23 protein-coding genes and 2 pseudogenes are annotated in these 26,093 nt (G+C 58.8%); 8 read left to right on the top strand and 17 right to left on the bottom strand.

All coding sequences use genetic code 11. From position 1 onward, the window contains the following. Positions 1 to 17 precede the first annotated feature (17 nt). From QOS90_RS08310 to QOS90_RS08295, 4 genes are all read left to right on the top strand, one after another. On the top strand, positions 18 to 1,223 hold the full coding sequence (locus tag QOS90_RS08310) for a GAF domain-containing sensor histidine kinase (protein ID WP_085273184.1): 1,206 nt from the start codon (positions 18 to 20) through the stop codon (positions 1,221 to 1,223). Between the two features lie 84 nt (positions 1,224 to 1,307). Then, positions 1,308 to 2,195, top strand: a complete 888-nt coding sequence (locus QOS90_RS08305; protein WP_085273185.1) for a LysR substrate-binding domain-containing protein — start codon at positions 1,308 to 1,310, stop codon at positions 2,193 to 2,195. Positions 2,196 to 2,299: 104 nt separating this feature from the next. After that, positions 2,300 to 3,004 (top strand): SDR family oxidoreductase, encoded by a 705-nt coding sequence (locus tag QOS90_RS08300; RefSeq protein ID WP_027596294.1) that lies wholly within the window; start codon positions 2,300 to 2,302, stop codon positions 3,002 to 3,004. Between the two features lie 53 nt (positions 3,005 to 3,057). After that, positions 3,058 to 3,612, top strand: a complete 555-nt coding sequence (locus tag QOS90_RS08295) for a pyridoxamine 5'-phosphate oxidase family protein (RefSeq protein WP_027596295.1) — start codon at positions 3,058 to 3,060, stop codon at positions 3,610 to 3,612. Between the two features lie 103 nt (positions 3,613 to 3,715). Here the strand turns inward: QOS90_RS08295 and QOS90_RS08290 are convergent, their stop codons facing one another. After that, positions 3,716 to 4,612 carry a DMT family transporter gene (locus QOS90_RS08290; protein WP_085273186.1) on the bottom strand — a complete coding sequence of 299 codons (897 nt, stop codon included), beginning with the start codon at positions 4,610 to 4,612 and terminating at the stop codon, positions 3,716 to 3,718. 87 nt (positions 4,613 to 4,699) lie between these two features. Beyond that, the gene (locus tag QOS90_RS08285; protein ID WP_085273187.1) at positions 4,700 to 5,770 is read right to left on the bottom strand and encodes an SDR family oxidoreductase; all 1,071 of its coding nucleotides are present in this window, start codon (positions 5,768 to 5,770) and stop codon (positions 4,700 to 4,702) included. Positions 5,771 to 5,844: 74 nt separating this feature from the next. Here QOS90_RS08285 and QOS90_RS08280 point away from each other — a divergent pair, with 74 nt between their 5' ends. Beyond that, entirely contained in the window at positions 5,845 to 6,234 is a 390-nt protein-coding gene (locus tag QOS90_RS08280) for a MerR family transcriptional regulator (protein ID WP_027596300.1), read from the top strand. A 472-nt stretch (positions 6,235 to 6,706) separates the two neighbouring features. Next, entirely contained in the window at positions 6,707 to 7,396 is a 690-nt protein-coding gene (locus QOS90_RS08275) for a B3/B4 domain-containing protein (protein WP_027596301.1), read from the top strand. Between the two features lie 28 nt (positions 7,397 to 7,424). Here QOS90_RS08275 and QOS90_RS08270 read toward each other — a convergent pair whose 3' ends face one another. Continuing rightward, entirely contained in the window at positions 7,425 to 8,435 is a 1,011-nt protein-coding gene (locus QOS90_RS08270; protein WP_027596302.1) for an aldo/keto reductase, read from the bottom strand. Between the two features lie 92 nt (positions 8,436 to 8,527). On the opposite strand from QOS90_RS08270, the gene QOS90_RS08265 reads away from it, so the two are divergent. Beyond that, positions 8,528 to 9,427, top strand: coding sequence for a LysR family transcriptional regulator (locus QOS90_RS08265; RefSeq protein WP_027596303.1), 900 nt, complete (start codon positions 8,528 to 8,530; stop codon positions 9,425 to 9,427). 182 nt (positions 9,428 to 9,609) lie between these two features. Here QOS90_RS08265 and QOS90_RS08260 read toward each other — a convergent pair whose 3' ends face one another. The 14 genes and pseudogenes from QOS90_RS08260 to QOS90_RS08195 all read right to left on the bottom strand — a co-directional run. Beyond that, complete coding sequence (locus QOS90_RS08260) at positions 9,610 to 10,404, bottom strand: SDR family NAD(P)-dependent oxidoreductase (protein ID WP_085273188.1); 795 nt, start codon at positions 10,402 to 10,404, stop codon at positions 9,610 to 9,612. A gap of 257 nt (positions 10,405 to 10,661) precedes the next feature. Continuing rightward, positions 10,662 to 11,570 carry a glutaminase B gene (gene glsB, locus QOS90_RS08255; RefSeq protein ID WP_085273189.1) on the bottom strand — a complete coding sequence of 303 codons (909 nt, stop codon included), beginning with the start codon at positions 11,568 to 11,570 and terminating at the stop codon, positions 10,662 to 10,664. A 119-nt stretch (positions 11,571 to 11,689) separates the two neighbouring features. Next, positions 11,690 to 14,140, bottom strand: a complete 2,451-nt coding sequence (locus tag QOS90_RS08250; RefSeq protein ID WP_085273190.1) for a TonB-dependent siderophore receptor — start codon at positions 14,138 to 14,140, stop codon at positions 11,690 to 11,692. Between the two features lie 107 nt (positions 14,141 to 14,247). Beyond that, a complete protein-coding gene (locus QOS90_RS08245; protein ID WP_085273191.1) occupies positions 14,248 to 15,171 on the bottom strand; it encodes a FecR domain-containing protein in 924 nt (307 codons plus the stop codon). Next, entirely contained in the window at positions 15,168 to 15,683 is a 516-nt protein-coding gene (locus tag QOS90_RS08240) for a sigma-70 family RNA polymerase sigma factor (RefSeq protein WP_050580784.1), read from the bottom strand. The genes QOS90_RS08245 and QOS90_RS08240 overlap by 4 nt, the downstream gene beginning before the upstream one ends. Before the next feature lie 97 nt (positions 15,684 to 15,780). After that, positions 15,781 to 16,812, bottom strand: a complete 1,032-nt coding sequence (locus QOS90_RS08235) for a methionine synthase (protein ID WP_085273192.1) — start codon at positions 16,810 to 16,812, stop codon at positions 15,781 to 15,783. A 27-nt stretch (positions 16,813 to 16,839) separates the two neighbouring features. Continuing rightward, a complete protein-coding gene (locus QOS90_RS08230) occupies positions 16,840 to 17,823 on the bottom strand; it encodes a DUF1852 domain-containing protein (protein ID WP_085273193.1) in 984 nt (327 codons plus the stop codon). A 315-nt stretch (positions 17,824 to 18,138) separates the two neighbouring features. Next, a complete protein-coding gene (locus QOS90_RS08225; RefSeq protein WP_027596311.1) occupies positions 18,139 to 19,365 on the bottom strand; it encodes an MFS transporter in 1,227 nt (408 codons plus the stop codon). A 381-nt stretch (positions 19,366 to 19,746) separates the two neighbouring features. After that, entirely contained in the window at positions 19,747 to 20,562 is an 816-nt protein-coding gene (locus tag QOS90_RS08220) for an APC family permease (RefSeq protein ID WP_085273194.1), read from the bottom strand. 5 nt (positions 20,563 to 20,567) lie between these two features. Further along, positions 20,568 to 20,732: pseudogene (locus QOS90_RS08215) on the bottom strand (AraC family transcriptional regulator); the annotation flags it as partial. A 179-nt stretch (positions 20,733 to 20,911) separates the two neighbouring features. Further along, the gene (locus QOS90_RS08210) at positions 20,912 to 23,437 is read right to left on the bottom strand and encodes a TonB-dependent siderophore receptor (RefSeq protein WP_027596312.1); all 2,526 of its coding nucleotides are present in this window, start codon (positions 23,435 to 23,437) and stop codon (positions 20,912 to 20,914) included. Between the two features lie 97 nt (positions 23,438 to 23,534). Beyond that, on the bottom strand, positions 23,535 to 24,479 hold the full coding sequence (locus tag QOS90_RS08205; protein ID WP_085273195.1) for a FecR domain-containing protein: 945 nt from the start codon (positions 24,477 to 24,479) through the stop codon (positions 23,535 to 23,537). Continuing rightward, positions 24,476 to 24,961: a sigma-70 family RNA polymerase sigma factor gene (locus QOS90_RS08200; RefSeq protein ID WP_033694335.1), complete on the bottom strand. Its 486-nt coding sequence runs from the start codon at positions 24,959 to 24,961 to the stop codon at positions 24,476 to 24,478. Before QOS90_RS08200 ends, QOS90_RS08205 begins: the two co-directional genes overlap by 4 nt. Positions 24,962 to 25,146: 185 nt before the next feature. Continuing rightward, positions 25,147 to 25,299, bottom strand: a pseudogene (locus QOS90_RS08195) (GFA family protein); the annotation flags it as partial. Positions 25,300 to 25,516: 217 nt separating this feature from the next. On the opposite strand from QOS90_RS08195, the gene QOS90_RS08190 reads away from it, so the two are divergent. Next, positions 25,517 to 26,044, top strand: a complete 528-nt coding sequence (locus tag QOS90_RS08190; RefSeq protein ID WP_027596315.1) for a DUF3455 domain-containing protein — start codon at positions 25,517 to 25,519, stop codon at positions 26,042 to 26,044. Positions 26,045 to 26,093: the final 49 nt, after the last annotated feature.

The following is a 26,093-nucleotide window of genomic DNA, read 5'->3' as shown; positions in this document are numbered from 1 at the left end:
CCCAATCGGCGATCTTGATGCCTTATCCGTCTGACCTTTCACACGACATCAGTACGATTGCCAAGATCGAGGCCGTCCCGCTTATTCTCAATATGGTGAAGCATGTTACCGGCATGCGCTTTGCGGCAATTGCGCGTGTCACCGAGACAAAATGGGTGGCTTGCGCTGTCGATGATTCTATTGATTTTGGGCTCATACCTGGCGGTGAGTTGGTGCTGGAAACGACGATTTGCCACGAAATTCGTCAGCACCGCAAACCCGTTATATTCAGGAATGCCAGTGAGCATCCGGTGTACTCAACCCACCACACCCCTCAGACATACGGCTTAGAAAGCTACGTCTCCATTCCTATCACCAGGACAAACGGAGACTTCTTCGGAACGCTCTGTGCTATCGATGAGGTTCCGGCCCATTTTGATGAAGAGGCGGTGTGCAAAACGCTAACGCTGTTCGCCCAGTTAATAGCTGTTCAACTCGACGTTTTGGCGGACCTTGAGACCAAAACGATTGAACTGGCCAATGCAGCTGAGACCGGCAATGTCCGGGAGCAGTTCATTGCCGTACTGGGGCATGACCTCCGTTCGCCACTGTGCGCTATCAGAATGAGCGCCGATCTACTGGAGGCTAAGCTTCCCGCCGGTCGCGAGCAGCAGCTTGCCACTGCAATACGACAAAGCTCGCAGCGGATGAATAACTTGATTGAAGATGTCCTGGATTTTTCTCGAGGAAAGCTGGGGGGAGGCATTCCGGTCAAACGGACGTTAGTGGACAACCTGGGTGACGTTTTTAGTGCCGTCATCAATGAAATCATGACGATTCATCCCAACGTCAACATCCGTCAAGAGGTGATCATTTCACCTGGGGTCTTCTGTGATGCTGGGAGAATGGGGCAGTTGCTTTCAAACCTCTTGGGCAATGCAGTGGCTCATGGGGCGCGTGATCTTCCGATAGAGGTGACCGCAAGCATGCAAGAAAATCATATAGTGCTGTCAGTGATGAACCATGGCCCAGAAATCCCCGACGTTTTGTTACCGCTACTGTTCCAGCCGTTCAAAAGGTCGGCAGCCGGTGGCCGCGGGGAGGGGCTGGGGCTCGGTTTGTATATCGCATCCCAGATCGTAACGGGTCACAACGGGACGTTATCAGTAACCTCTACGCCTGAGGCCGGCACGCGCTTCGTAGCGAGGTTCCCTGGCACGTTGGAGTGGACGAAAGAGGACTAGATGTAGTCCGTGGGCGTTGTAGGCAGCGCCTATCATCCTCCCAAAGCGGCATTAAATCCCTCGCTTGCCATTAGAAAAAATACTATGAACGGACATACCTTGTTGCCTCCCCTTAACTCGCTCAGGGTATTCGAGGTGGTTGCCCGTCATCTGAATTTTCGGCTGGCTGCCGACGAGCTAGGTGTCACTCAGGCCGCTGTGGCACAGCAGATACGAGGGCTTGAGACGAGCCTGGAGTTGAAGTTGTTTGAGCGGTTGCCTAGAGGGCTGCGCTTGACTGAACCCGGGAAGGGCTACAGCTTGGCAGTTCGTGAGGCATTCGCCTTGATCACTACGGCCACGCAAGCCCTCAAACCAGTGGGGCTGGAGCTGACGGTCAGCGTCACGCCTACTTTTGCGGCGAAGTGGCTAATCCCTCGGCTGTCCTCGTTCTCAGTTGCGCACCCACAGATCGATCTGCAAGTACTTGCCACTGACCGCATTTCGCAATTTCGGCCTGGTGGAGCTGACATCGCTGTCCGCTACGGACGTGCACCTTTCGAGAATATGCTCAATGCCGAGCTTTTTCTGACTGAACGTATAGTTGCGGTGGCTAGCCCGGTATTGCTTGAACAACTGGGTCGGCCAGAGAGCGTGGAAAAACTGCAGGCATACACCTTGCTGCATGACGCTCACAGTTTCTGGCCTGAGTTCATAGATCAGGCCTTCCAGAGCCCCATCCGCCAACCCTCTAAAAATGTGCGGTTCAACCAGACAGTACTTGCGATCGAGGCTGCAGCAGCAGGACAAGGGCTGGCATTGGCCAGCTACCACTTCGTCAAAGCAGACCTAGAGGCAGGAAGGTTAGCGCTGGCGATGGCGCATCAAATGAGCTTGGACCAAGCCTATTATCTGGTCTGGCCGCGAAACGCTCACCAGCCGGCGGCCCTGGAAACCGTCCGAACGTGGCTACTTGAACAGGCGAGGCTATAGATTATCTACTGGCAGGAAGAAGGGTTGTTGTCTCTCTGAGACGTGCTGAGCGGTGCTAGTCTCATTTCACCAACAACCCGTCAACGCCTCACTTAGGGGGATGTATGTCAGTAGAAAAAGTAGCAATAGTCACTGCCGGTGGTAGCGGCATGGGAGCGGCGGCAGCACGTAGATTGGCTGCCGACGGCTTCAAGGTCGGTATTCTCTCTTCGTCTGGCAAAGGCGAGGCCCTGGCGCAAGAGCTAGGCGGTATTGGTGTAACCGGCAGTAACCAGTCAAATGAAGACCTGCAGCGCCTAGTCGACGCAGTCATTCAGAAATGGGGCCGTATCGATGTGTTGGTTAACAGCGCCGGCCATGGTCCGCGGGCACCCATTCTTGAAATCAGCGACGAAGACTGGCACCAGGGTATGGAGACCTACCTGCTCAACGTCATTCGCCCGGCGCGGCTGGTGACCCCGTACATGCAGCGCCAGAAAGGCGGTGCAATCATCAACATTTCTACTGCATGGGCGTTCGAACCAAGCGAACTCTTCCCTACCTCGGCAGTGTTCCGTGCCGGTTTGGCGTCGTTCAGCAAAATCTATGCGGACAAGTACGCCGCTGACAACATTCGCATTAATAACGTGCTGCCTGGTTGGATCGACAGTCTCCCTGCTACCGAACAGCGTCGAGAAGGTGTGCCGCTTAAACGCTATGGCACCAGTGAGGAGATTGCCGCCACTGTCGCCTTCCTGGCGAGCGAAGGGGCAGCCTACATTACTGGCCAGAATATCAAGGTCGATGGCGGCGTTACACGCAGCGTCTGAGTGCCTCCGGGCCGCACGCAGTACGCGGCCCTTTTTCATTTTGGGCGATTGCCATGCTTGATCTGATATTGGCTGAGGTATGGTCAAATTTAGCTATACCGGTTGGCGGTAGTCCAAATCCCTTTCGCTTGATGCAACTGGCCACGGTCAATGCTGAAGGGCAACCTAAGGTAAGCACCGTTGTCTTGCGCCATGCGGATGAGTCTACGAAGTCGATCATCTTTTATGTGGACAAGCGGTCGGCGAAGCTCGCAGAGATACTGGCCGAACCTAGAGTCGGTATTACCGCCGTCGACCCGTCTGGCAAGCGTCAGCTTCGGCTTGAGGGCCTAGGTGAACCTGTGTCTGATGTGTCGCTGCTTGCCAAGCACTGGGAGCAGGCACGGGGAAGAACTCAAGCGCTCTTTCGCCATGGGCGCATACCCGGCGAGTCGATTTCTTCACCTTCTGTAGCCTATGAAACGCACAGGGAGGGTTTCAAAAATTTCGCTGTACTGGCTGTCCACCTACGACAAATAGAGTGGCTTGATCTTACCCAGGATATCCACCAACGGGCACGCTTCATTTTGCAAGGCGAGCATTGGCAGGCGGGTTGGATCGCGCCCTAAGACAGGATCAATTTTAATGAGCAACGAAGGGCAGGAACCGGCCAGAAACGGTCGGTTCAAGACACTCGCGCCACTAACGTGATCAGCAGCCCGAAATCGTTTACTAAGTGGAAGGGGCGGATGCTTTACCGCCCAAGCGAATCAGTTCATTGGAGAAGCACAGGCCGACGATGATCAGTGCCGCTCCCGCGTACAGGCTGTGGGGCGGCACTTCGTTAAGCGCTACAAATGCCAGCAGCGCGGCGAACAGTGGCTCCGTCAGCTCCAGTGCCTGCACTTGGGATGGCTTCAGGTACTCGATGGCTTTGGTGGTGCAGAAGAAGCCGAGGATTGTCGGCAGTGTGGCCAGCGCCAGCAGCGCCGCGATCGCCAGCGGCGACAATTCGCCGATCGCGAAACCATCGGCGGCAGCTGGCATCAGCAGATACAGGCTGCCAAAGAACAACAACTGACGGGTGAAGTGCAGCCCTCCCGATACTCCCATACGCTTCATGGCAACCGAAAAAGCCCCATAGCCGGAGCCGGCAATGGAGGCGAGCGCAGCACCTTGCAGGCTAAAGCCCTGCTGCAGGTCGCCACCGAAGATCACCGAAATCCCAGCGATAGCCAATGCGGCGCCTAGGGTAGCGTTCGCAGTGATGGCATCCTTGAGAAAAATGCGCCCTAGGATGATCGACGAAATTGAGGCACTGGCCATCAGCACTACTACCACACCTGCCGCAGCGTAGTGTCTATAGGCGGACGTTTCGAAATGGAACAGCACAAAGATGCCAAGGAATGCACAGATAGCAGCCTGAACCCATTGGGTCGACACCGCAGGGCGCTTGAGGAAAAACAGTAAGATCGAAAGAAGCATGCACCCCAGTACGGTCTTGATCACAGCGACACTGCTGGCGGTGAAGCCATTACTCATGAGTACTTTGCTGAGTACACCGATTGTTGCGTTCAGTGCTGCAGCGGAAAGTGCAAATATGACGCCTTTGCCGAAAGTTGATTGCATGGCTGGCGATCCCTGTCGCTGAGTTGTCGTTCGATAGAATTCCGCCAGTATCGACGGCATAAATGTTGAGGAGGAGAAGTCAGGTGCCTAGCCTTTGGCGATGCAATAGGAATTGACGAACGCTGCCGTGTGCTGCAATGACTGACGGATATCCGGTTTGGCAATTTTATGCCGTTTTGCAAATTGCTCGACCGCCGTTGTATCAAAACGCGTGGTCTGGATAAAGTCCAAGGCTTCGGGTTTTGTGTGCAAGAACGACGCGACGGGGGGAATAGCCAATAGCAGCTTCAACAATCGGAGGGGAATGTGATGCTTGGGAGACTTTAAGCCCAACGGTTGTGCAACCTGCATCAGGAGTTCTCGCAAGTTTGGGGTGTGGTCATCAAGTGCCAGCAATTCCTGGCCTACCATGGCAGGGTCAAACGCACAAACTGCCACCAGCTCAGCCAGATAATCGACGGTGACCAGTGGCAGCCAGTGCTTGGCGGTACCGGGTACAGCAGTGAGCTTTCCCTGCACAAGGTTGCGTATCAGCGCCACCAGTGGCTGCCCCTCAAGAATATGCCCCGTGCTGCTGTGGCCACAGACCGTCGCAGGGTGGACAACGGTAATCTCCCCACCCTTGGCAGACATGAGCGCCAGGGTCGCAAAATGCGCCTCCAGCTTGCTGCCCTCGTAACCACCCACACGTCGATAGACGGCAGACCAGTTCGTCAACTCCGGACTACGAGGATCAATTCCGATGCGTTGCAGGTGTTTATGATTTTTCAGCATGAAGCCGCCGATCATGACTAAACGGCTTTTTTGCTCTGCCGCCAGAAGCGCCACGCGCTTTGCCCCTTCCACATTTACCGCACGGGAATGCTCCACTGACAGCCCCCATGCGAAGTGGGCGCCTAGATGGAATATGACGCTGGCGTGCCTTAGCACCTCCCGGTCAGCAGGACTCAGCCCGAGGTTGTCCCGTTCCAAATCGCCCGCTACGGCAAACACCCGGCTGGCGCACCCGCCCAAATTAGCGACGTGCTCGCGCAGTGCAGCCAATTGCTCTGGGCGACGCATCAACACCCTGATGGTGTGACCTTTTGCACTCAAGTTCGCCACCAAATGTTGGCCAACAAAGCCAGTCCCGCCTGTGACAAAGCACTCCACGCTCATTTCCCTGTTCCTTGTTTAAGGTGAGAAACACAGCGTAAACTATCGACCCAACTCTAGGGTCAAGCGGTATTGTCATGAAAATCGGCGAACTTGAGGCGCGCAGCGGCGCTAGCCGCCATACGCTGCGTTACTACGAGCAACTTGGCCTGATCTCACCGCTGCGGCAAACCAACAACTATCGCGTTTACACCGAGCAAACGCTGCACGATCTGGACTTTATCCAGCGCGCGCAAAGCATGGGGTTTTCCCTTGGGGAAATTGGCGAGATTCTGGATGCGCAGCGGAACCAGCTGATTGACTGTGCTGACGGCGCCAGACTCATTGAAAAAAAGATGGCAGAGATCAAGCAGAAGATCGCCAACCTCCAAAGCATTTATCGGTACCTGGATGCAGAGCGTGCAAACTTTGAGGCCAGTGCTGCCAAGCAACTTGAACTTCAGCAGCTGAACAACGCCGCAAACTGAACTGTCAGCCCGGGAAACGGAAACTGCAGCCCACGTCGCTCGTGAACGACCGCAATGGGTCGTAAGCAGACGGTCATGACTGGCCGCAATCGACCCAAGGCGTACACTGATCCAACGCTCTGCTGTCAGTGCAGGCCTCATCGCCGGCAAGCCGGCTCCCACCGGAATATCACCAGCCTTCAGGCATGCGCTGTACCTGTGGGAGCCGCGCTTGCCGGCGATGGGCCGCGAAGCGGCCCCGGTTACAGATGTTGATTAGGCTAATAAGAAGATCTTATGCGCCATGATGGTAAATCATTAGATCTAATGACGGGGAAGGTTTAAAACTCCCTGCATTGATCACCTTCACAGCGGAGACAGCTACATTGGCATGCACACTGAAATCGCTCGTCCACACCCTCCATACCCTGTGCTCGGCATGGGGCAGCTACACCATGAGAAACCTTCAGCGTTAGTAGCCGTGGAGGCCAGCATGTCATTTGTCGCTCCTGTTCTTGACCCCCAACTCGCTGAGATTGCACCAGGTTTCCGAGCGCTGAGTATCAGCGTGGAAGCTTCGCAGATCGAACACCCGCAGGTTTCCACAGACGCGCTTGAAAAGGCTTGTGAGTCGTTGGTCGCTGACACCCCGGTTTGGGCTAAGAGCCACTTGGCTGCATGGGCCAATGCATTCAGGCTGTTCGGCGCCAAACCACAGCGCACCCCGTGCTCAGCCGAAGCATTGCGCAAGCGAGTTCTGCGAGACGGGAGCCTTCCCAGCATCGATCCCATTGTCGATTTGTACAACGCAATCAGCATCAAGTACGCCGTCCCCGTTGGCGGAGAAAATTTTGATGCCTACATAGGTGGCCCACGTTTAACCATCGCCGATGGCACTGAGCTGTTTGACACAACCAAAGATGGCAGTGCGGCAAACGAGTCGCCAGAAAAAGGCGAAGTCATTTGGCGCGATGATCACGGTGTGACTTGCCGACGCTGGAACTGGCGTCAGGGCACCCGCACCCGGCTTGATTCGAACACGAAGCGGATGTGGTTCATTCTGGAGAGCCTTCCTGAAATGCCCATAGAGGCCCTCAGGGCTGCTGGGGATGAGCTGAGCAGCGGACTTCAGCAGATGATGCCGGAGGCAAAAATTGCATCCCAATTGATTGAGTTTTACTGACCGGAGAAGCGTAATGGGCATCCGATGCTCAAGCCCCACTGCTGGGTACATTCGTGCCCATACCTTCAGGTAAATAGGGGCGTATCTCTTCTATTTCGGCGTGGCTAAGACGAATTCTGCAGGCGTCTATCAATCCATTCACCTGGTCGGGGCGGCGTGCGCCTACGATAGCGCCGGAAACTGCCCGGTGACGCAATACCCAAGCGATGGCTACGGCCGCCGCTTTGACCCCATGCCTGGCACCGATATTTGCCATGACTTCTACCAACGCGAGGTTTTTGCTCAGGCGAGGTTCCTGGAAGTCGGCGCTCCGCGATTTTCGCCAATCATCGTCGGGCAGCTGTGCAATCCGCTCACGGGTCATGCTTCCCGTCAGTAAACCAGATTGCAACGTCGAGTAGGCAATCACGCCCACCTGCGCTGTTGCACAATACGGCAGGATCTGGTCTTCGACATCACGCATCAAAGCTGAATACGGCGGTTGAAGGGAGGCGATATCGGTTACGGAACGGGCTCGCTCAAGCTGGGAAACATCGAAGTTTGATACACCAATCGCCCTTATCTTGCCTTGAGCCTTGGCTTGGGCCAAGGTCGCCAAAGCCTCCTCGATGCCTTCGCTGTTTCCATCTGCCGGGAACGCTGGCCAGTGAATCTGATAGAGATCGATGACACTCACCTGTAAGCGACGCAGGCTATCTTCGATTTCTTTCATCAATGACTGGGGGGCGAGCGAATGAGAGATCTCACGGGTTGTGCGGTCCCACACCAGGCTACCTTTGGTGAATACTAGCGGGCGACGCGAAGCTGGCACCTGACGCAGCAATTGCCCAGTCAATATCTCGGCATGACCGAGCCCATATACCGCTGCTGTGTCGATCCAGTTCACGCCGCGTTCTACTGCATACTCCAATGCTGCCAGGCTATCGCCATCATCTTGCGCCCCCCAGCTGAACGCCCATCCTTGTCCTGCAATGGCCCACGTGCCCATTCCAATTGGCGAAATCAACAACTCGGATGTACCTAGTCGATTCTTTTGCATGCAAACCTCTCGTCGATTGAGGCGCAGAGTATTCATTGAGAGGTTGCCGACGATAAGATAGCTAATCGTGTTTGAACTGCTGAGCTGTATTCATGAAATCCCCTTGCGACCTTTCCGAACTCGACGCCTTCGCCGCCGTAGCTCGCCATCACAGCTTTCGCAAAGCCGCCGACGAGCGAGGGGTATCTGCTTCAGCTCTCAGCCACGCCATGCGTGCCTTGGAAAGCAAGCTGGGGGTCAGGCTCCTTAATCGCACCACGCGCAGCGTCACGCCTACCGAAGCGGGTAATCAACTGCTCGCCACGTTGGTCCCTGCCTTGACGGAGGTCGCCAACGCGTTGCATGAATTGACCTTCAAGCAGGAAGTCCCCACCGGCACGCTGCGATTGAACGTATCGCGGCCCGCTGCCCGTCTTGTTATTGCGCCACTGCTGGCGCGATTCACGGCAGCCTACCCACGCATCAACGTAGAGCTGGTAGCCGATGATGGGTTGAGCGACATCGTCGGCAAAGGGTTCGATGCCGGCGTGCGCTTCGGCGAGAGCCTGGCGGGTGACATGATCGCCGTCCCGGTGGGCCCACCCCAGGGGTTTGTCACCGTTGCTGCCCCCAGTTACCTCAGCAGGCACGGGACACCGGACACACCGCAAAGGCTACTTGAGCATGCCTGCATTGGCCGACGCTTTCCCAGCGGCAAACTGTACAAGTGGGAATATCTTGCCGAGGGGCAGCCTATGCGCCTGGCCGTGGCAGGGCCGTTGATACTGGAAGATGACACCATGATGATTCAAGCGGCGAAAGACGGCGCCGGGATCGCGTACGTGTATGAGGAGATGGCAAAGGAATACTTGGCTCGGGGGCAATTGGAGGAAGTGCTGGAAGACTGGAGAGCCTTGCCAAGCAGGTTTTTCATCTACTACTCAAGCCGGCGTCACGTACCGCCAGCGCTAAAGGCGCTGATCGAGTTTGTGCGTGAAACGCAGCATCGTTGAATAAATGACGTGTCAAAGTGAAGGAAATCATACGAATCGATGATCTGCAGGCGCCTAGGTTCGAATAGCGGGGCAGGGGGCCCCGCATCTGCTTCAAGCTTACTCGAGTACCGACTGACGTGCGTGCCGAAGCGGCACTACAGACCCTCGGGTGACGAAGTATTTTACGCCCGCGCAATCGATCAAACGCCGTAACGCGGTGCGAGTGTGTTGTTGGAAAGATGCCCGAACAGCGCCTTGCGGCTGCTTTCGTAGCGTTCGAAATGCTGCAGGTCGTGCATGGAAGGGATGGAGATCAGGACGCTGTTATCGAAATCTTGAAGGGCACCATCCACCAGGTCGCTGGCTGACATCACGATGTTGGGATCAAGGTTTTCGACAGGCAGCCCCCCGATCTCCCAGAAGTCGGTCGCTGTGGCGCCTGGCAGCACCGCTTGAACCCTGACGCCATGTTCTGCCAGTTCTTTGTGCAGCGACTGAGTGAAGGCCGTTACGTAGGCTTTGCTTGCGCCGTACACACCATTCAGTAATTCGGGGGCCAGGCTGACGATGGAGGAAATATTGATGACTGCGCCCTGTTTGCGAGCGACGAAGCCCGGAGCAGCGGCGTAGGTGAGCCTTGTCAGTGCGGTGACGTTGAGCGTGATCATCTCGGCCATGCGCTCGACATCGCTTTCCATCAAGCTGGTGTGGGTGCCGATGCCGGCGTTATTAACCAACAGGTTGATGCTGGCGTCTTCGCGCAATTTGCGCTCGACGCGGGCCAAGTCCGCTGAGCTGGCCAGGTCCGCCTGGAAGACTTCCACACTCTGCTGGGTCTCGTTGGTGATACGGCTGGCGAGGGCATTGAGGCGATCACGATTGCGGGCGACCAGAACCAGGTCGTAGCCACGTTGAGCCAGGCGTTCGGCGTAGATCGCGCCGATGCCGGAAGATGCGCCTGTTATCAGGGCAGTGCCTTTGTATTCCTGAGTCATGGTCCAGCTCCGTTGATTGGGTGTGGAGCCATGATGCAGAGATATTGATATGTCTTAAACGACGCATATGGTCATGATTTAAGACATCAAGAAGCGTCCGGGAGCGTCTTCGCGCAGGCCCAGTGCTTGGGCGCACGCACACTAGGCTCTGTAGGAGTAGTTGTGTGGGAGCGGGCTTGCCCCGCGAATGGGGCTACGCGGTGCATGGCACCGCCTTCGCCGGTGTTCGCGGGGCAAGCCCGCTCCCACGTAATGCGTCAGAACACCGACCACCCGATCCGTGAACTCAACAACTCGAGCGCCGCCATGCCCGCGTAGGAGTTGCCCGCGGCATTCAGTTCAGGCGACCACACGCATACGGTAAATTGGCCCGGCACGATTGCAACAATGCCGCCACCCACGCCACTCTTGCCTGGCAACCCCACGCGGTAGGCGAAGTTCCCGGCTTCGTCATACAACCCGCTGGTGGCCATGATCGAGTTCACCTGCTGGGTCTGGCGTCGGCTCAGGATTTGCTCGCCGCTGTGCTTGCAGAACCCGTCGTTGGCCAAAAAGCAGAAGGCGCGGGCCAGATCGAGGCAGCTCATCTGCAGCGCGCAGTAACTGAAGTAACTGCGTAACACCGTCTCGACGTCGTTATGGAAGTTGCCAAAGGACTGCATGAGGTAAGCCATGGCCGCGTTGCGCGCGCGGAATTGATACTCCGAATCCGCGACGCGGGTATCGATCGCAATATGGGGGTTGGCCGAGAGCCGTCGCACGAAATCGCGCATCGACAACGTGGGGGCTGCGAAGCGCGATTGGTTGATATCGCAGATGACCAACGCACCAGCATTTATAAAGGGGTTGCGTGGGCGCCCGCGCTCGAACTCCAGCTGCACCAGCGAGTTGAATGGCTGGCCTGACGGCTCATGCCCAAGCCGCTCCCAAATGGCTTCACCGGAATGGCCAATTGCCTGGACCAGGCTGAATACCTTGGAAATGCTCTGCACCGAGAATGGCACCCGGGCGTCACCCGCGCAGTGATAACTGCCATCGTTGCCATAGACTGCGATGCCCAATTGCTGCGCTGGCACGTCGGCCAGCGCAGGAATGTAGTCAGCCACTTTGCCCTTGCCGATCAAGGGGCGCACTTCGTCGAGAATCTCGTTCAACAGCGTTTGCATGGAAGGCCCTGTTATCACTCCCCATTCGACAGCGAGGGGTAGCGTTTCAGACGCAGGCTCAGCAGCAAAAATCACACACTCGGCGCGCAGCGGCCCCTTATTTCGGGCCATGAGGCTGCTCAGAAATCGTATCGGGTATTCAACATCACGTTGCGCGGCTCGCCGTAATAGCCGCTGTAGAACGTGGTATCCAACGCACTGATGTATTTCTTGTCGAACAGGTTGTTGATGTTGAGCGTCGTGGAAAGTTGGTCGGTCAGTTGATAGCGGGCCATCAGGTTGACCACGGTGAACTGCGATTGCTTGGCTTTGACCGTGCCCAATGCGGTGCTTGGCGTGACGGTGATGTGGGTGCCGCTCTGCCAGTTGGCACCGCCGCCGACGGTCAGGCGGTCGAAGTCGCCCGGTAGTCGGTAGGTGCTCCACAGCTTCACCATGTTGGCCGGGGCTTCGGTGTTCAAGCGCTCGCCATCGCGGTCCTTGGTGATGCCGTGGTTATAGCTGGCCGAGACGTTCCAGCCGGGCATCAACTCGCCGTTGGCCTCGACTTCAAAGCCACGGGTGGTGGCGCCGCTCACGGCTTTGTACGCGGCAGTCATACCATCATTGTTGACGGTCTTGCCTTCGTCGAGCACGGCCAGGTTGTCCTGCTTGACCTCATAGGCTGCGATGCTGGTATTCAGGCGACCGTCGAAGAATTCACTCTTCAGGCCCACCTCGTAGTTGTCGCCCTCACGCGGCTCGAGGGTCGAGCCGTCGGCATCACGCAGGCTCTGTGGTTTGTAGATGCTGGTCCAGCTGGCATACACCGAGTGGATGTCGTTGAGGTCATAGACCACACCGGCGTAAGGGGTGACAACGCCGTTTTCCTTGTAGTCGGTCGTGCGGTTGCTGAGGGGCGTCGCCGGGTAGGTCAGGTCATAGTCGTAGTCGTACTTGCTGACTCGCGCACCCAGGATAACCGACAGGTCATCGGTCGGGCGCAGGCGGGTGGCAATGTAGGTGCCGGTCTGGTGAATGACGGTGTCGCCATCGTAAAGCTTGCCGCCACCCATTACCGGTTTGTCCGTGTAGTTGTCCCAGTCGTAGACGTTGACGAAAGTGCCTTCGATGCGGGTACCCCGGGTCGGCGTATGGCGGTTTTCGTAACGTGAGTAGTTGTAGCCGACGATCAACTCATGCTGTCGGCCGAACAGCTGGAACGGGCCTTGGGCTTGCACATCCAGGCCGGTCTGTTTCTGCCAGGTGCTGCCTGCGCCACCATACAGGCGTACACCTGCGCCGGTGCTCTCGTCGGGGAAGCCCCAACTGGCGGTGGCCAGTTTGTAGTCGTCACGCTTGATATACATCTGGTTGACCGACGCCTTCAGGGTCCAGTCATACGCCAGTTTCTGCTCGAGGCTTGCGAAGGTGTTGAGGGCATCTTGCGGGTTGTGGCTCCAGCGCGCGGCGCTGTTGGTGGAGCGCGAGAACGACGTTTGCTCGCCATTGCTGTGGAACAGCGGGAACGCCACCGAAGACGAGCCTTGCGGGTTGTTTTTCTGGTAGTCGGCACCCACCGTCAGCAACGTGGTGTCGGTCAGGTCGGCTTCGAGGACCCCGTAGAAAATCTGTTTTTCCTGGGAATAATGGTCCATGAAGCTGTTGTTCTGCTGGTAAGCCGCGACCATCCGTCCACGCACGTTGCCGGTGGGCGTCAACGGGCCGGACAGGTCGACTTCGCTACGGTACTTGTCCCACGAACCCACGCCGGCCGTGATGTGGCCCTTGAATTCGGCCGTAGGGCGTTTGCGCACGAGGTTGATCGTGGCAGAAGGGTCGCCCGCGCCGGTCATTAGCCCAGTGGCACCACGCAGGACTTCGACACGGTCGTAGATGGCCATGTCGGCCAGGCTCTGCGCCGACATCTGAGTTGCAATATCCAGCGTGGTGGGGATGCCGTCGAACTGGTAGTTATCGACCGAGTAGCCACGCGAATATATGTTGAAACGCTCACTGCCGAGGCTCTGCACCGACAACCCCGGCGTCTGCTGCAACACCTCGGTGATGTCGTTCAGCCCCTGGTCATCCATACGCTGACGGGTAACCACGCTGATCGACTGCGGGGTTTCGCGAAGGGTCAACGGCAGTTTGGTGGCCGTGTTGCTCTGGCCTGTGGTGTACGAGCCAGTGCCCTCGGTGGTGGCCCCCAGGCCTGCGGCGTTGATGCTGGTGGCGCCCAGTTCCAAGGCGGCGCCGCGCTCGGCCTTGGCCAGCACGTACCGTTTGTTCCCCGCCTGCACGAGCCGCAGGCCGCTGCCCTGGAGCAAGCGGGCAAACCCCTGGTGCAGCTCGAAATCCCCCTGCAGGCCTGGTGAGCCGAGGCCCGCGGTATCTTCGGCGCTGAAGGTGATCATGACCCCGCTGGCGGCAGCGAATTGGCTGAGTGCCTCGGCCAGGCTGCCAGCCGGGATGTCATAGCGCTGTGCGTGCGCCCAGGCAGCGGGCAGCACCAGCAGCGAGCCGGCCAGGCTCAGGGTGAGCGCTGCGCGGTGGATACCGCAGGCGAGTCGGGAGGGGGGTACGAACATGAACAACTTCCTGTTGGGGTTGGCAGTGGCTGCGTTTTTTACGCATGTGCAGCTAGAGCCGAAGCAGAAATCGAAATCTGTTACCCCTCACGCGAAAAAGTTTTGCTTCATGCCGCACCTGCCTCGATCCGCACCCAGTAACGGGTCAGGCGCCGGATGTGCACGGGCAGCGAGTCCTGCAGATTGGCCAGCACCGCCTCGCTGTCATCCAGCAGGAAGGTGCCGGACAGCCGCAAACCGGCGACCTCGGGCGTGCAACCGAGGTAGCCGGGGCGGTAGCGTGAAAGCTCGGCGAGCACGTCGTCCAGGCGCCAGTCGACCACCACCAGCATGCCCCGCGCCCAGGCTGAACTTTGCGCGGCGGCTGGGTGCAGTGGCCCGATTCGGTCTGCGGTAAAGGTCAGGGTTTGCCCAGCTTCGGCACGCATCACTTGTGCCTGCGCCAGCCGTGGCCGGACCTCCACGGCGTGCGCCTCGACCGTGACCCGGGTGCTGCCGTGCCCCTGGCGCACGGCAAAGCGCGTGCCGAGGGCGAGGATTCGGCCCTCCGCCGACTGCACACTCAGCGGGCGCGCATCCTTGGCCGTCTCCACCAGAATTTCGCCCTGCTTCAGCACGATCAGCCGTTGCTGGCCATCGAAATGCAGCTTCACTTGGGTGTCGGTGTCCAGCACCAAGCGGCTGCCGTCAGCCAGCGTCAGGTGGCGGCGTTGCCCCACGCGCGTGGCGTAGTCCGCCTGCCAAGGCGAAAGCTGATAACCCTGCCAACCGACCACGCCGACCCCGAGCAACAGCGCCAGCATCTTGACCGCCGCACGGCGCTGTTGCCGGGCTTGTTCAAGGGTCGCGGCACCCACCGCCGCAGGGGCTTGGGCCAAGCGCTGCTGCAAGTGTTCAAGCCGGGCCCAGGCTTGTGCGTGCTGCGGGTCTGCCGCCAGCCAGGCTTGCCACTGGCTGTGGGTGGCAGGGCTGACCGTGCTTTCGTTAAGGCGCACATACCAGTCCACCGCCTGGGCCAGGGCGCGCTTCATGCCTCGTCCAGCAGCAGGCAATGCATCAGGCCGCGGGCCAGGTGCTTGCGCACGGTGCTCACCGATACCCCACAGCGTTCAGCGGCTTTCTCGTAGGACAGCCCATCCAGTTGCACCGCCAGGAAAATTTGCCGGGTACGTGTGCCTAGGCCATCGAGCAGGCGATCGATGGCCAGCAGGCTATCCAGGATCTGTGCACGGGTTTCTGCCGAAGGGGCATACGCTTCGGGGCGCAGTTGCAAGGCTTCGAGGTAGGCCTGTTCCAGGCTGCGCCGCCGGTACAGATCGATGACCAGGCCGCGGGCGATGGTCGCCAGGTAGTGCCGAGGCTCCTTCAGGCTGCTGGCGGTGCGGGCCAGCAGCACGCGCACAAAGGTATCCTGGGCCAGGTCCGCGGCATCCGCTGAGTTGTTCAGCCGATGGCGCAACCAGCTACGCAACCACACGTTGTGGTCGCGGTACAGCACATGCAGATGCTCATGAGGTACTGCGTCGGGGGGCATTGTGGACATTCCCTCTCCCAGCCGGCGGAGGATGCAAATACGAAACACTCTCGATTGTAGAGGGATTGGCCAAGGCTGGGAAGAACACGGAGGGAGGAAGTTGAATCTACGCGTTGGCGTATTCGTTGCGGACGATTTCAGCGCCTGCAGTCAACGCACTCAATTTCCCCCTGGCAACGTGACGCGGTAACGGCGCCATGCCGCAGTTGGTGCACGGGTAGAGCTTGTCGATGTCGACAAACTGAAGGGCCTTGCGCAGGGTGTTGGCCACTTCCTCGGGTGTTTCAATGGTATGGGTTGCCACATCAATGGCGCCAACCATCACCTTTTTACCGCGAATCAGTTCAATCAGGTCCATCGGCACGCGGGAGTTGTGGCATTCCAGCGAAACGATGTCGATGCTGGATTTTTGCAGCTTGGGGAAGGCTTCTTCATACTGCCGCCATTCTGACCCGAGGGTTTTTTTCCAGTCGGTGTTGGCCTTGATGCCATACCCGTAGCAGATATGCACGGCCGTTTCGCATTTAAGCCCTTCAATGGCCCTCTCCAGGGTGGCCACCCCCCAGTCGTTCACCTCATCAAAGAAGACATTGAATGCAGGTTCATCGAACTGGATGATGTCGACCCCAGCGGCTTCTAACTCCTTGGCCTCCTGGTTGAGGATTTTGGCAAATTCCCAGGCCAGCTTTTCACGGCTTTTATAGTGGCTGTCGTACAGCGTATCAATCATGGTCATGGGACCCGGCAGTGCCCATTTTATGGGTTGCTTGGTTTGCTGACGCAAGAACTTGGCATCCTCGACAAACACCGGTTTCTGGCGAGCCACAGCCCCGACAACCGTCGGCACGCTGGCGTCATAGCGATCGCGAATTCTAACGGTTTCACGCTTCTCGAAATCGACACCGCTGAGGTGCTCAATAAACGTCGTGACAAAGTGCTGTCGCGTTTGCTCACCATCGCTGACAATGTCAATGCCTGCAACTTGCTGCTCGTGCAATGACAAACGCAAGGCATCGTGTTTGCCCTCGATCAGGGCCTCATCTTGCAGCTTCCAAGGCGACCAAAGTGTCTCAGGTTGTGCGAGCCAGGACGGTTTAGGCAAACTGCCGGCGGTTGAAGTGGGTAACAGCTTTTTCATAGTAAAAGACCTTGAACGTGGGAAGCGTCAATGAGCGTAATTGGCGGACCACTGCTCAAGTATGGCGTGGTAGGGTTTGATGAAGTGCTCTTCGGCGAACCGACCTTGTTCAATCGCCAGTCGGCTGCGCTCTTCGCGATCATAGACAATGCGCGTCAATGAATAGTCTTGGTGCTGCAAGCTGGGCTGATAGGACCTTCCAGCGACCGCGTTCGCGTTGTAAATCTCGGGGCGGTAAATCTTCTGGAAGGTGTCCATCGTGCTGATGGTGCTGATGAGTTCAAGGTTGCTGTAATCACCCAGCAGGTCGCCGGCGAAGTAAAAGGCCAGCGGCGCAACGCTGTTTGGCGGCATGAAGTAGCGAACCTTCAAGCCCATTTTCTTGAAGTACTCATCCGTCAGCGAATACGCGTCTTGCTGGTACTCGACCCCCAGTACAGGGTGCTGGTTTTCAGTGCGCTGATAGGTTTTGCTGCTCGAAACGCTCAGGCAAATAACCGGTGGCTTGTTGAAATGCGCTTTGTAGGCCGCTGAGTTCACGAAGCACTGGAACAGTTTTCCATGCAGGTCGCCGAAATCCTCTGGCGTGCTGAAGGTGGGCCGGCCTTTGTTGTGGGCCAGCAAGCGCACGCTGAAATCATAATCGCGCACGTAGGACGAGAAGTTATTGCCGACAATGCCATCGATACGCGTGTTGGTTTTTTTATCAATGACGGTCGTTTTAAGTAGTTCGATCAGCGGCAGGGCCGGGTCACCGCTTTCAGCATCGAGGTTCATCTCAACAGAAATGATCTCCAGCGCTACTGTGTAACGATCGCCGGTGGGGTTGTCCCAATGCGCCAGTGCATTGAAGTGATTGTCGATCATCTTCAAGGTGTTGCGTAAATTCGCTTGGCGGCTGGTGCCTCTCGCCAGGTTGGCAAAGTTGGTGGTGATGCGCGTGTTGTCCGAGGGCTGGTAGTGCTCATCGAAACAGACGCTCTTGATAGCAAAAGCAAGCGTGTTGTTCATGTTGGTGCGATGCCTTAATCCCTTAATTGTTCAGTGCACCAGAGCTTTCCGGTGCGTTTACGCAGTGTGGGCTTCGCCAGGTAACCTGCGAGCCGGCGCAAAAAACGATAGGGGGATTTTCAGGCGTGAAGGAATATGAGGCAATCTCATTATTTTTGAGATGAACTTTATTTTACCTCATGATTGAAGGGCGCCAGCGACGCACCGCTGTCGCCCTGCGGCCGCGGCGTCTGCTGCCTGCCCAAAAAGACCTGTATACGAGTGCGGCACACAAAGGCGCAAGCTGCCAAAGGCCGTTGGCAGCTTGCACCCCTATCAGCAGGGTTGAACCGCCAATCGGTTACTCACGTTACGCCCCAGCACCAGCACCGTCGCAAAACCACAACCCACCAGTGCCGTGGCCAAGCTCAGCAGTACTGCGGTGCCCAACTGGTCGACGATCTGCCCACCGAAGAACGAGCCCAAGGCAATGATCACCTGGAACATAGCGACGAACAGTGGCATGCCGCGTTCGACATCCTTGGGTGCTACGACAAACATCCAGATACTGGCGCACGCCGGGAAGGCGCCGAAGGCGAAGCCCCACAGTGCGATCAGCATCGCCGCGCCGGTCATGCCGGTGGCAAAGTAGGGGAACAGCGCGGTGCTGACGCCAATCATAAGCGCAACCAGCATCAGGGTATGACGGACGCTTCGGTTGGCGGCGAAGCCGGCGAAAATGTTGCCGATGACGCCCGCGACGCCATAGAGCAGCAGCAACGAACCAATGGTCGGCCCATCAAAGCCAGCGCTTTGCTTGAAGAAGGGCGCGACATAGGTGTAGGCGGCAAAGTGCGCCAGGCCAATCAGCAATACCGCGATCAAGCCAACCCGCGCCTGCGGATTGATGAACAGGGCCGGCAGGTCACTGATGCGAATGGCCTTGTCCGGGTTAAGCCGCGGCAGCAGCAGGATCTGCGCCAGCAGCACCGGCACGCCCACCAACGCGGTCACCAGAAACGTCATGCGCCAGCCCATCAGGCCACTCAACCAGGTGCCCACGGGCACACCCAGGACAGTGGCTAGTGTCACACCGACCATGATGATCGACGTGGCCTGCGCAACGCCCACACCCTTGGGCGCCAGGCGGCCGCTGAGGGCAATGGCCGTCGCCCAGAAGCCGCCGATGCTGATGCCCAGCAGCACACGGCCGAACAGCAGCAGGTTGAAGTCGCTGGCGTAGGCCACCACCGCGTTGGCGATGATCATGATCAGCGTCAGGCCGATCAGCAGGTAACGACGGTCCAAGGCGCCAATGCCTACAGACAACAAGGGGGCGGCAAGGGCGGCCATGATGCCGGGCAGGGTAACCATCAGCCCGGCCTGGCCGGCGCTGATGCCCAGGTCGCTGGCGACATCGTTGAGTACGCCGACCGGGAGAAACTCGCTGGTCACCAGGGCGAAGGCACCCACCGCGACCGAAAGAATCGCCAGCCACTGCTGTTTGACGCTTTGTTGATTATGTTCGGGAAGGCCGCTAGGGGCCTGGCTGTCGCTTGGCATGGTGCTGGGTTCCAAGGGGGAAGTCGCCTGAAAGACGAGGAGGAGGGGGAAAATTGGAGGCGATTATACGGGCGGGGGTGGGCAACTACACAGGCGCGCGGCTTGATAGTACTCATCAGTGAGATCGATGAAAGGCGCTGTGCAGAGCGGCGGCGGCTGGCTGATGAGGGGCGATGGGGGGCGGATATGCATTGGCGACCGTTTTCGACCCATGGTGGACAGTCAGTGGCTCAAAGTGGTCTGTACATAGGAAACCCATGATTGGCTTTTTCCTGACCTTGTTGTGGATGTAGCCTCGGTCTCTCAACGCTGCGTGCAATGGATCTTGAATATGTCCATCATGTCCGGTCATCTTGATACCGAACGGATGAAACACTTCCTTCATGGATTTTTCGAAACATGTGTCAGCCAGGTGAGATAGATCACGCCGAGGGTAAGCCAACAGAGCCCAATGACGATCGCGGTCGCACTCAGCTGGCTCACCAGATACAGGTTTACGCACATGCCCAGCAGTGGAAACAACAGATAACTCACAAGCCCGAGGCTCTGGCGCCGACGAGCGCGGTAGAAGTAGCAGATGACGCACAGGTTCACTGCGGTGAACCCAAGGAAGGCACCGAAGTTGATGAAGGAGGTCGCCATTTCGAGCGTGAGGTTCAAACCCAGCAGTCCGATTACGGCGGTGAACAGCAGGTTGAACACCGGAGCCTGGGTCTTCGGGCTGAGTGTGCCGAAGAACTTCTTGGGCAGTATGTCGGCCCGGCCCATGAAGTAAAGCAGGCGGCTGGTACTGAGTTGCACGATGAGGCCCGAAGCAAACCCGGAGATGATCAAACCGAGGTTCAGCCAATCCGCAAATATCTGCCCGCCCACTTCGACGGACATGAGATAAGCAGCAATCTGGGCATCTTCGAATACGCCGCCGGGATGGACCAGCTGCATGATGTACGCCACCAACGCAAACAGCAGGCCTGCCGTTGCCATCACCAGCACCACGGCGCGCGGGATGTTGCGCTTCGCGACAAGGGCGATGCCCAACCCTGTCAGCAATTTGTTTGTCCGGTCGGCAAGGCTAAGCCCCAGGACGTTCACCAGCGTGGTCAGGCCAATGTTGACCAACATCCAGCCCCAGAACGGTATGGCAGGGAATTGCACATTGAGAAAAACCGATTGCACCAACCAGGCGACCATGGGCATGAACAGATACCCATGTATGCCGTGAACTGCCGATGGAAGTGAAACGCCGAGAAGTTGGCGATGCGGCTCAAGGCGTTCACCGACAGGTCACCTTCAAGGTGGCTGTCGATGTAGGCAAGCACGGCTTCGAACCGTTTCGCGTAGGCAGGGCAGTGCTGTGAGTCAGTCAACGAGCGGAGTCTCCGGAAGGTGCGGTGAGCGCTAGCATCCGCTGTTCAGGCATTGGGGTGCCTAGCCGTGATTGCTCTGTTGGAAATTGTCGTGACCCTTTACGCGCAGTGAACCCATCATGGGCACGGTCCCCCGGCGTCGTGGTGCCGGGGGCTTCGGTCTGGTGCTTGGGAATATCCTAGAAGCTGTACTTCACATTGACCATCAGGTTACGCGGCGCCCCATAGAAAACCGTGCCGTAGTTGCCAATGCCACTGTAGTAATGCTTGTCGAACAGGTTGTTGACGTTAAGGGTAGCCTTCAGGTTGCGGGTGAAGTCATAGCCACCTACCAGCCCCACCAGCGCGTAGGACTTCTGTTCGAACTTGGCAGCCGGGTCGTCGATCGCGTACCAGTCCTCATCGCTTGGCTTGAAGAAGGTCGAACTCTGCCAATACGCATTACCGCCCACGGTGAACTTGCGCCATTCGCCCTGCAGGCGGTAGTTGGTCGCCAGCTTGAGCAGATGTTGCGGTTGGTTGGTCGCCACGCGCTGGTCATCCGCATCGTGGGATTCGGCGAAGGTGTAGCCCGCCATCACTTGCAGGTCCTTCATCAGTTCGCCGTTCATTTCCAGCTCAACGCCGCGCGTGGTGACGCCTTGCGCTGCCCGGTAGGCGCCGCCGCCACTTGGCGTGGTGCCGCCGGTGAGCACTGCGAAGTTGTCCTGCTTCAGCTCGAACAGGGCCAGGCTGGCATTCAGGCGGTTTTCGAAGTAGGCGCCTTTGATACCGATCTCATAGCTGGCGCCGGTGAGCGGGTCGATGGGCTTGCCGTCCGTACCGAGGCTGTAGGCCTGCGGCTTGAACACGTCGGTGTAACTGGCATACACGGTGTGGTACTGGTCCAGGTCGTAGGTGACGCCGGCGTAAGGCACGATTTCACTGGAGTTGGTGGCGCTGGCCGGGAGGCGGCGACCGATGGCGTTGATCGTGTCGATGTCCCATTTGTAGTCGACGATCCGTGCCCCCAGGATAACTGCCAGCGCGTCGGTGGGTTTGAGAATGGTGGCCGCGAAGCCAACCTTCTGCCGCGCTTCGATATCAAAGGTGGACCACCATTCAAAGTTGGTCGGGGTATCGCCGTAGCCGTCCCACTGGAATACGTCGTCGATGACGCCATTGGTCACGCCATCATCACGCTTGGAGGTGGATTTGGTGTGGGCGATGCTGTAGCCGAACACGGCTTCATGCACGCGTCCGCCCAGCGAGAACGGGCCGCGAGCATACAGGTCCAGGCCTTTTTCCTTGCTGGTGGTGTTGAATTTGCTCGCGGTGCCGTTGTTGTTCACCGCGCCGGTATCGGGGTCGATGTTGCCGCCGATAAAGCCATGGGAAATGCTGCCGTCTGCCTGGATGGCCTCGCTGCTGATGCCCGAGATCAGCTCGCGCGAGCGGTAATCACGGCTGCTGAGCACGCCCTTGAGTACCCAGTCGTTATCGAAGGTATGGGCAAGTTCTGCAAAGGCACGCTGGGTTTCCTGGTTGCGCCAGGTCCAGCGGTCGGCGGCGTTGGTGTCACGGTCGAACTTGACCGTACGGCCATCGAGGAAGAACGCGGGCAGTGCGCCGGTGGTGCTGCCGTTGTCGTAGTTTTTCTGCACGTCGTAGCCAAGCGTGAACAGGGTGCTCTCGCTGAGGTCGGCTTCCAGCACGCCATAGAAGGTGTTCTGCTCGCCGGTCAGGTACTCGACGTAACTGTGCTGGGATTGGGTGCCAGCCACCATGCGGCCACGGACATTACCGCTGTCGGTCAACGGGCCGGCAAGGTCGAAGTCGGCCTGGTATTTGTCCCAGGACCCGGCGCCTGCGCCGATATGGCCCTGTAGTTCGGCAGTGGGGCGCTTGCGCACCAGGTTGATGACCCCCGAAGGGTTGCCGGCGCCGTTGACCAGGCCGGTTGCGCCCTTGAGCACTTCGACCCGGTCATAGACCAGGCTGTTGCCGATGCTGTAGTTGTCGCGCAATGAGCCGCCGTCGGAGGACAGGCTGGGCACGCCATCGAACTGGTAGTTATCCAGCTTGAAACCGCGCGAATAGAAGGTAAAGGCTTCGGAGCTTTCCTGGTTGACCGTGACACCGGGCGTTTGCTTCAGGACTTCGGAAACACTTTGCAGGTTCTGGTCGTCCATCTGCTGGCGGGTGACCACGCTGATCGACTGCGGGGTTTTGCGCAGGCTCAGGTTCAGGCGTGTGGCGGCGGCAGTTTCGCCGGTGGTGTAAGAGCCGCTTCCCTCGGTGGTCAGGCCCAAACCTTCACCCGTGATGCTGGTTGCGCCCAGTTGCAGCGCCGAACCTGCATCAACCTGGCTCACCAGCACATAGTTGTTGCCCACCAGCAAAGCCTGTAGCCCGGTGCCGGCCAGCAGTTGGGCAAACCCCTGTTCGATACTGTAGCCACCGCGCAGCCCGCTGCTCTGCCGTCCCTGGGTCAGCGCCGCATCGAACGACAGCAGCACCCCGGCCTCGCGGGCGAAGCGGTTCAGGGTCGTCATCAACGGCCCTGGGGCGATATCGTAGACGCGGCTGGCCTGTTCGGCGTGGGCCTGGGCGCCCGTCGACAGCAGCGGGGCCAGCAGCCCGGCATGCACTGCGATGGCGCTGCCAAGCAGCAGGGAGGTGAGGTGTTTTCGGCGTGGGTATGGGCAGCTTGTTGTTCTAGGCATGACAGCTCCTTCAAATGCCTGTTTGGGCGGTTTGCAGGAGAGCTCGAACGAGAGAGGCCAATCCGACAATGCGGTTGAGAAATATTTTCACCTGACATCACGACGTGGCAGGCATCAGCCTGACCCAGTAGCGAGTCCAGGTGCTGACTTTCAGCTGCAGCGCCTCGGCAATCGCCACCAGGGCGCGGTCGGTGTCGTCCAGTGGATACACCCCAGCCAGACGCAGCCCGGCCACGTCGTCACTGCAACTCAGCACGCCGGGGCGGTAGCGCTGCAGTTCGGCCAGGGCGCGGCGCAGCGGCCAGCCGTCGAGCACCAGTTGGCCATCGCGCCATGCCGTGCGAGCCATTTCGGCTGGGCGTGGCTCTGGCAGCAGCCCGTTGTCGAAGGCCAGGGCCATGCCTGCTTCAACCCGCACCTCATGGGCGCTCGCGGCGTTGTGCACCGCAACGGCGTGTTCGATAACGGACAGCTCGGTGCAGTCGGCATGCAGGCGCACGGTGAAATCAGTGCCCAGGGCGCGCATGTCGCCATGTACCGTGCGCACCCGCAGCGGGCGAGAGTCAGCGGCGGTGTGTACGGCGATTTCGCCTTCGACCAGGACGATCAGGCGCTGCTCTGCGCTGTACCGGATATCGACCACAGAGGCTGTATTGAGCGTCAGCCGCGTGCCATCCTGCAGGGTCAGGCTGCCGCGTTCACCGGTCGCGGTACGCACATCGGCCAACCAGATGGGGGCGTTGCGATAGCCTGTCCAGGCTACCCCGGCCAGCCCCACACCGAGCACCAGCGTCTTGAGCACCTTACGCCGTCCCGTCCCGATCTGTCCTGCGGCAAGGGTATGCCGTGCCAGCGGGCCATGCACGCCCGCAAGGCCTGCCTGCAATTGCTCCAGGCGCCCCCAGGCCCAACCGTGCAAAGGCGCTTCGTCAAGCCAGGCTTGCCACTGTGCCCGGTTTTCGGCGCAGTCAGGCGCTGCGAGAAAGCGCGCATGCCAGTGTGCCGCTTCGCGCAGGGCCTGGCGCTGGTCGGCGGGGTTCACAGTTGCGCATCAAAAGCGAACAGCAGGCAACGTTCGGTGGCCTTGGCCATGTACTTCGTCACTGAACTGACCGACACACCGAGGCGCTGGGCGACCTCTGGGTAGGTCAGGCCATCGAGTTGCACGTACAGAAAGGTGTCACGCACTTTCTGGCCCAGCCCGTCGAGCATGGCGTTCAGTTGCATCAGGGTTTCCAGCATCAGCAGGCGTTGTTCGGGCGAGCACTCTTCGAGTACCGGCTGGCTGGCGAGGAACTCCAGGTAGGCCTGCTCAAGGTTGCGTCGGCGCAGCTGGTCGATCATCACTCGCCGCGCCACGGTGGCCAGAAAGCTGCGAGGCTCTGCCAATGGCTGGCGTAGCGCGCTGCTGATCAGGCGCAGAAAGGTGTCCTGGGTAATATCGGCCGCCCGGTCTGCATTACCCAGGCGCCTGCGAATCCAGCCTTGCAGCCATTGGCTGTGGTCGCGGTACAGGGCGTGCATCTCATCATGCCGGGCTGATGCGGGCGGCTGGGGGTAGGGCACCTGGATCTTCCTGATTATAAAGTGCGGATAAGAATTGATCGCAATTATAGGGGTATCAGGATGCTTTGCAATCTCAGTCAGTTTGAGGCACTGCGCTGCAGGGCGCGTACCACGAGGCAGCAGAATCGAGGTGAAGGATGCGCAGCATGCTGAGGAACACTGCCGTAAGAAGCGAATGCTGCCCCGTGCCCTTTGCGGCACTGGCTGCAATGGCAGTGGCTCACGGCCTTTGGCGGGGTAAGCAGCAGGTAACTGACCGCTGCGCACAAGCAGCTTCCTTGGTATGCCTCTTTCACTGGCGCTTCCGTGCAGGTGGAAAACGCCAGCGTAACCGCCTCGGCCTGATCAGTCGACCGTTGCAAGCCTGCACGCCTGCTTCGGCGTCAGCACGGTATCGATTACGAGCATGCAAAAATATTTTTTTGCGCCAGTGCATCCAGAAGGGCTCTCGATGGGTAGTTCTTATCAGGCAGTCGGTGATTGCCTGACCCATGACCCCACGGAGTTCGCCCCATGATCATCAAGCCCGCTTTCTCCCTGCTCGCCGCCTGCCTTGTACTTGCGTCTGCACCCGCCCATGCCCAGTCGGGCGTCCCGGACGCCGTCAAGGTACCCGACGGCCACGCCATCATGCTGGAAACCGTCGGTGTCGGTGAGATCACCTACGAATGCCGCGACAAGGCCAATGCGCCAGGCCAGACGGAGTGGTTTTTCGTCGGCCCCAAGGCGGTGCTCAATGATCGCAGCGGCAAACCTGTAGGTGACTATTTTGGTCCTCCGGCCACCTGGCAGGCCAAGGACGGTTCGAAAGTGACCGGCACCCAGCTTGCCGTCGCCCCGGCGGCCAAAGGCGATATCCCGTATCAACTGGTCAAGGCCAACCCTGCCGAGGGCAAGGGCGCGATGCAAGGGGTCAGCTACATCCAGCGCCTGGCGACGCGCGGTGGCGTAGCGCCTGCCATGGACTGCACGGCGCAGAGCAAAGGCGCGCAACAAGTAGTCAAGTACCAGGCGGACTACGTGTTCTGGTCGGCCAAGTGACGAGGGCTTGAGCGGCAGGCCAGCGATTGATCATCTACGCTGCTGGACG

Origin of the sequence: Pseudomonas sp. LAIL14HWK12:I10 (assembly GCF_900184205.1) — a bacterium.
Taxonomy (GTDB): Bacteria; Pseudomonadota; Gammaproteobacteria; order Pseudomonadales; family Pseudomonadaceae; genus Aquipseudomonas; species Aquipseudomonas kermanshahensis.
Note: the sequence above shows the minus strand (reverse complement) of the source record. Positions and strands in the feature narration are given on the sequence as shown.

Coding starts and splice junctions, on each gene's coding strand:
- QOS90_RS08310 (WP_085273184.1), top strand. CDS start 18: ATGCCTTATCCGTCTGACCTTTCACACGACATCAGTACGATTGCCAAG.
- QOS90_RS08305 (WP_085273185.1), top strand. CDS start 1,308: ATGAACGGACATACCTTGTTGCCTCCCCTTAACTCGCTCAGGGTATTC.
- QOS90_RS08300 (WP_027596294.1), top strand. CDS start 2,300: ATGTCAGTAGAAAAAGTAGCAATAGTCACTGCCGGTGGTAGCGGCATG.
- QOS90_RS08295 (WP_027596295.1), top strand. CDS start 3,058: ATGCTTGATCTGATATTGGCTGAGGTATGGTCAAATTTAGCTATACCG.
- QOS90_RS08290 (WP_085273186.1), bottom strand. CDS start 4,612: ATGCAATCAACTTTCGGCAAAGGCGTCATATTTGCACTTTCCGCTGCA.
- QOS90_RS08285 (WP_085273187.1), bottom strand. CDS start 5,770: ATGAGCGTGGAGTGCTTTGTCACAGGCGGGACTGGCTTTGTTGGCCAA.
- QOS90_RS08280 (WP_027596300.1), top strand. CDS start 5,845: ATGAAAATCGGCGAACTTGAGGCGCGCAGCGGCGCTAGCCGCCATACG.
- QOS90_RS08275 (WP_027596301.1), top strand. CDS start 6,707: ATGTCATTTGTCGCTCCTGTTCTTGACCCCCAACTCGCTGAGATTGCA.
- QOS90_RS08270 (WP_027596302.1), bottom strand. CDS start 8,435: ATGCAAAAGAATCGACTAGGTACATCCGAGTTGTTGATTTCGCCAATT.
- QOS90_RS08265 (WP_027596303.1), top strand. CDS start 8,528: ATGAAATCCCCTTGCGACCTTTCCGAACTCGACGCCTTCGCCGCCGTA.
- QOS90_RS08260 (WP_085273188.1), bottom strand. CDS start 10,404: ATGACTCAGGAATACAAAGGCACTGCCCTGATAACAGGCGCATCTTCC.
- glsB (WP_085273189.1), bottom strand. CDS start 11,570: ATGCAAACGCTGTTGAACGAGATTCTCGACGAAGTGCGCCCCTTGATC.
- QOS90_RS08250 (WP_085273190.1), bottom strand. CDS start 14,140: ATGTTCGTACCCCCCTCCCGACTCGCCTGCGGTATCCACCGCGCAGCG.
- QOS90_RS08245 (WP_085273191.1), bottom strand. CDS start 15,171: ATGAAGCGCGCCCTGGCCCAGGCGGTGGACTGGTATGTGCGCCTTAAC.
- QOS90_RS08240 (WP_050580784.1), bottom strand. CDS start 15,683: ATGTCCACAATGCCCCCCGACGCAGTACCTCATGAGCATCTGCATGTG.
- QOS90_RS08235 (WP_085273192.1), bottom strand. CDS start 16,812: ATGAAAAAGCTGTTACCCACTTCAACCGCCGGCAGTTTGCCTAAACCG.
- QOS90_RS08230 (WP_085273193.1), bottom strand. CDS start 17,823: ATGAACAACACGCTTGCTTTTGCTATCAAGAGCGTCTGTTTCGATGAG.
- QOS90_RS08225 (WP_027596311.1), bottom strand. CDS start 19,365: ATGCCAAGCGACAGCCAGGCCCCTAGCGGCCTTCCCGAACATAATCAA.
- QOS90_RS08220 (WP_085273194.1), bottom strand. CDS start 20,562: ATGCCCATGGTCGCCTGGTTGGTGCAATCGGTTTTTCTCAATGTGCAA.
- QOS90_RS08210 (WP_027596312.1), bottom strand. CDS start 23,437: ATGCCTAGAACAACAAGCTGCCCATACCCACGCCGAAAACACCTCACC.
- QOS90_RS08200 (WP_033694335.1), bottom strand. CDS start 24,961: ATGCACGCCCTGTACCGCGACCACAGCCAATGGCTGCAAGGCTGGATT.
- QOS90_RS08190 (WP_027596315.1), top strand. CDS start 25,517: ATGATCATCAAGCCCGCTTTCTCCCTGCTCGCCGCCTGCCTTGTACTT.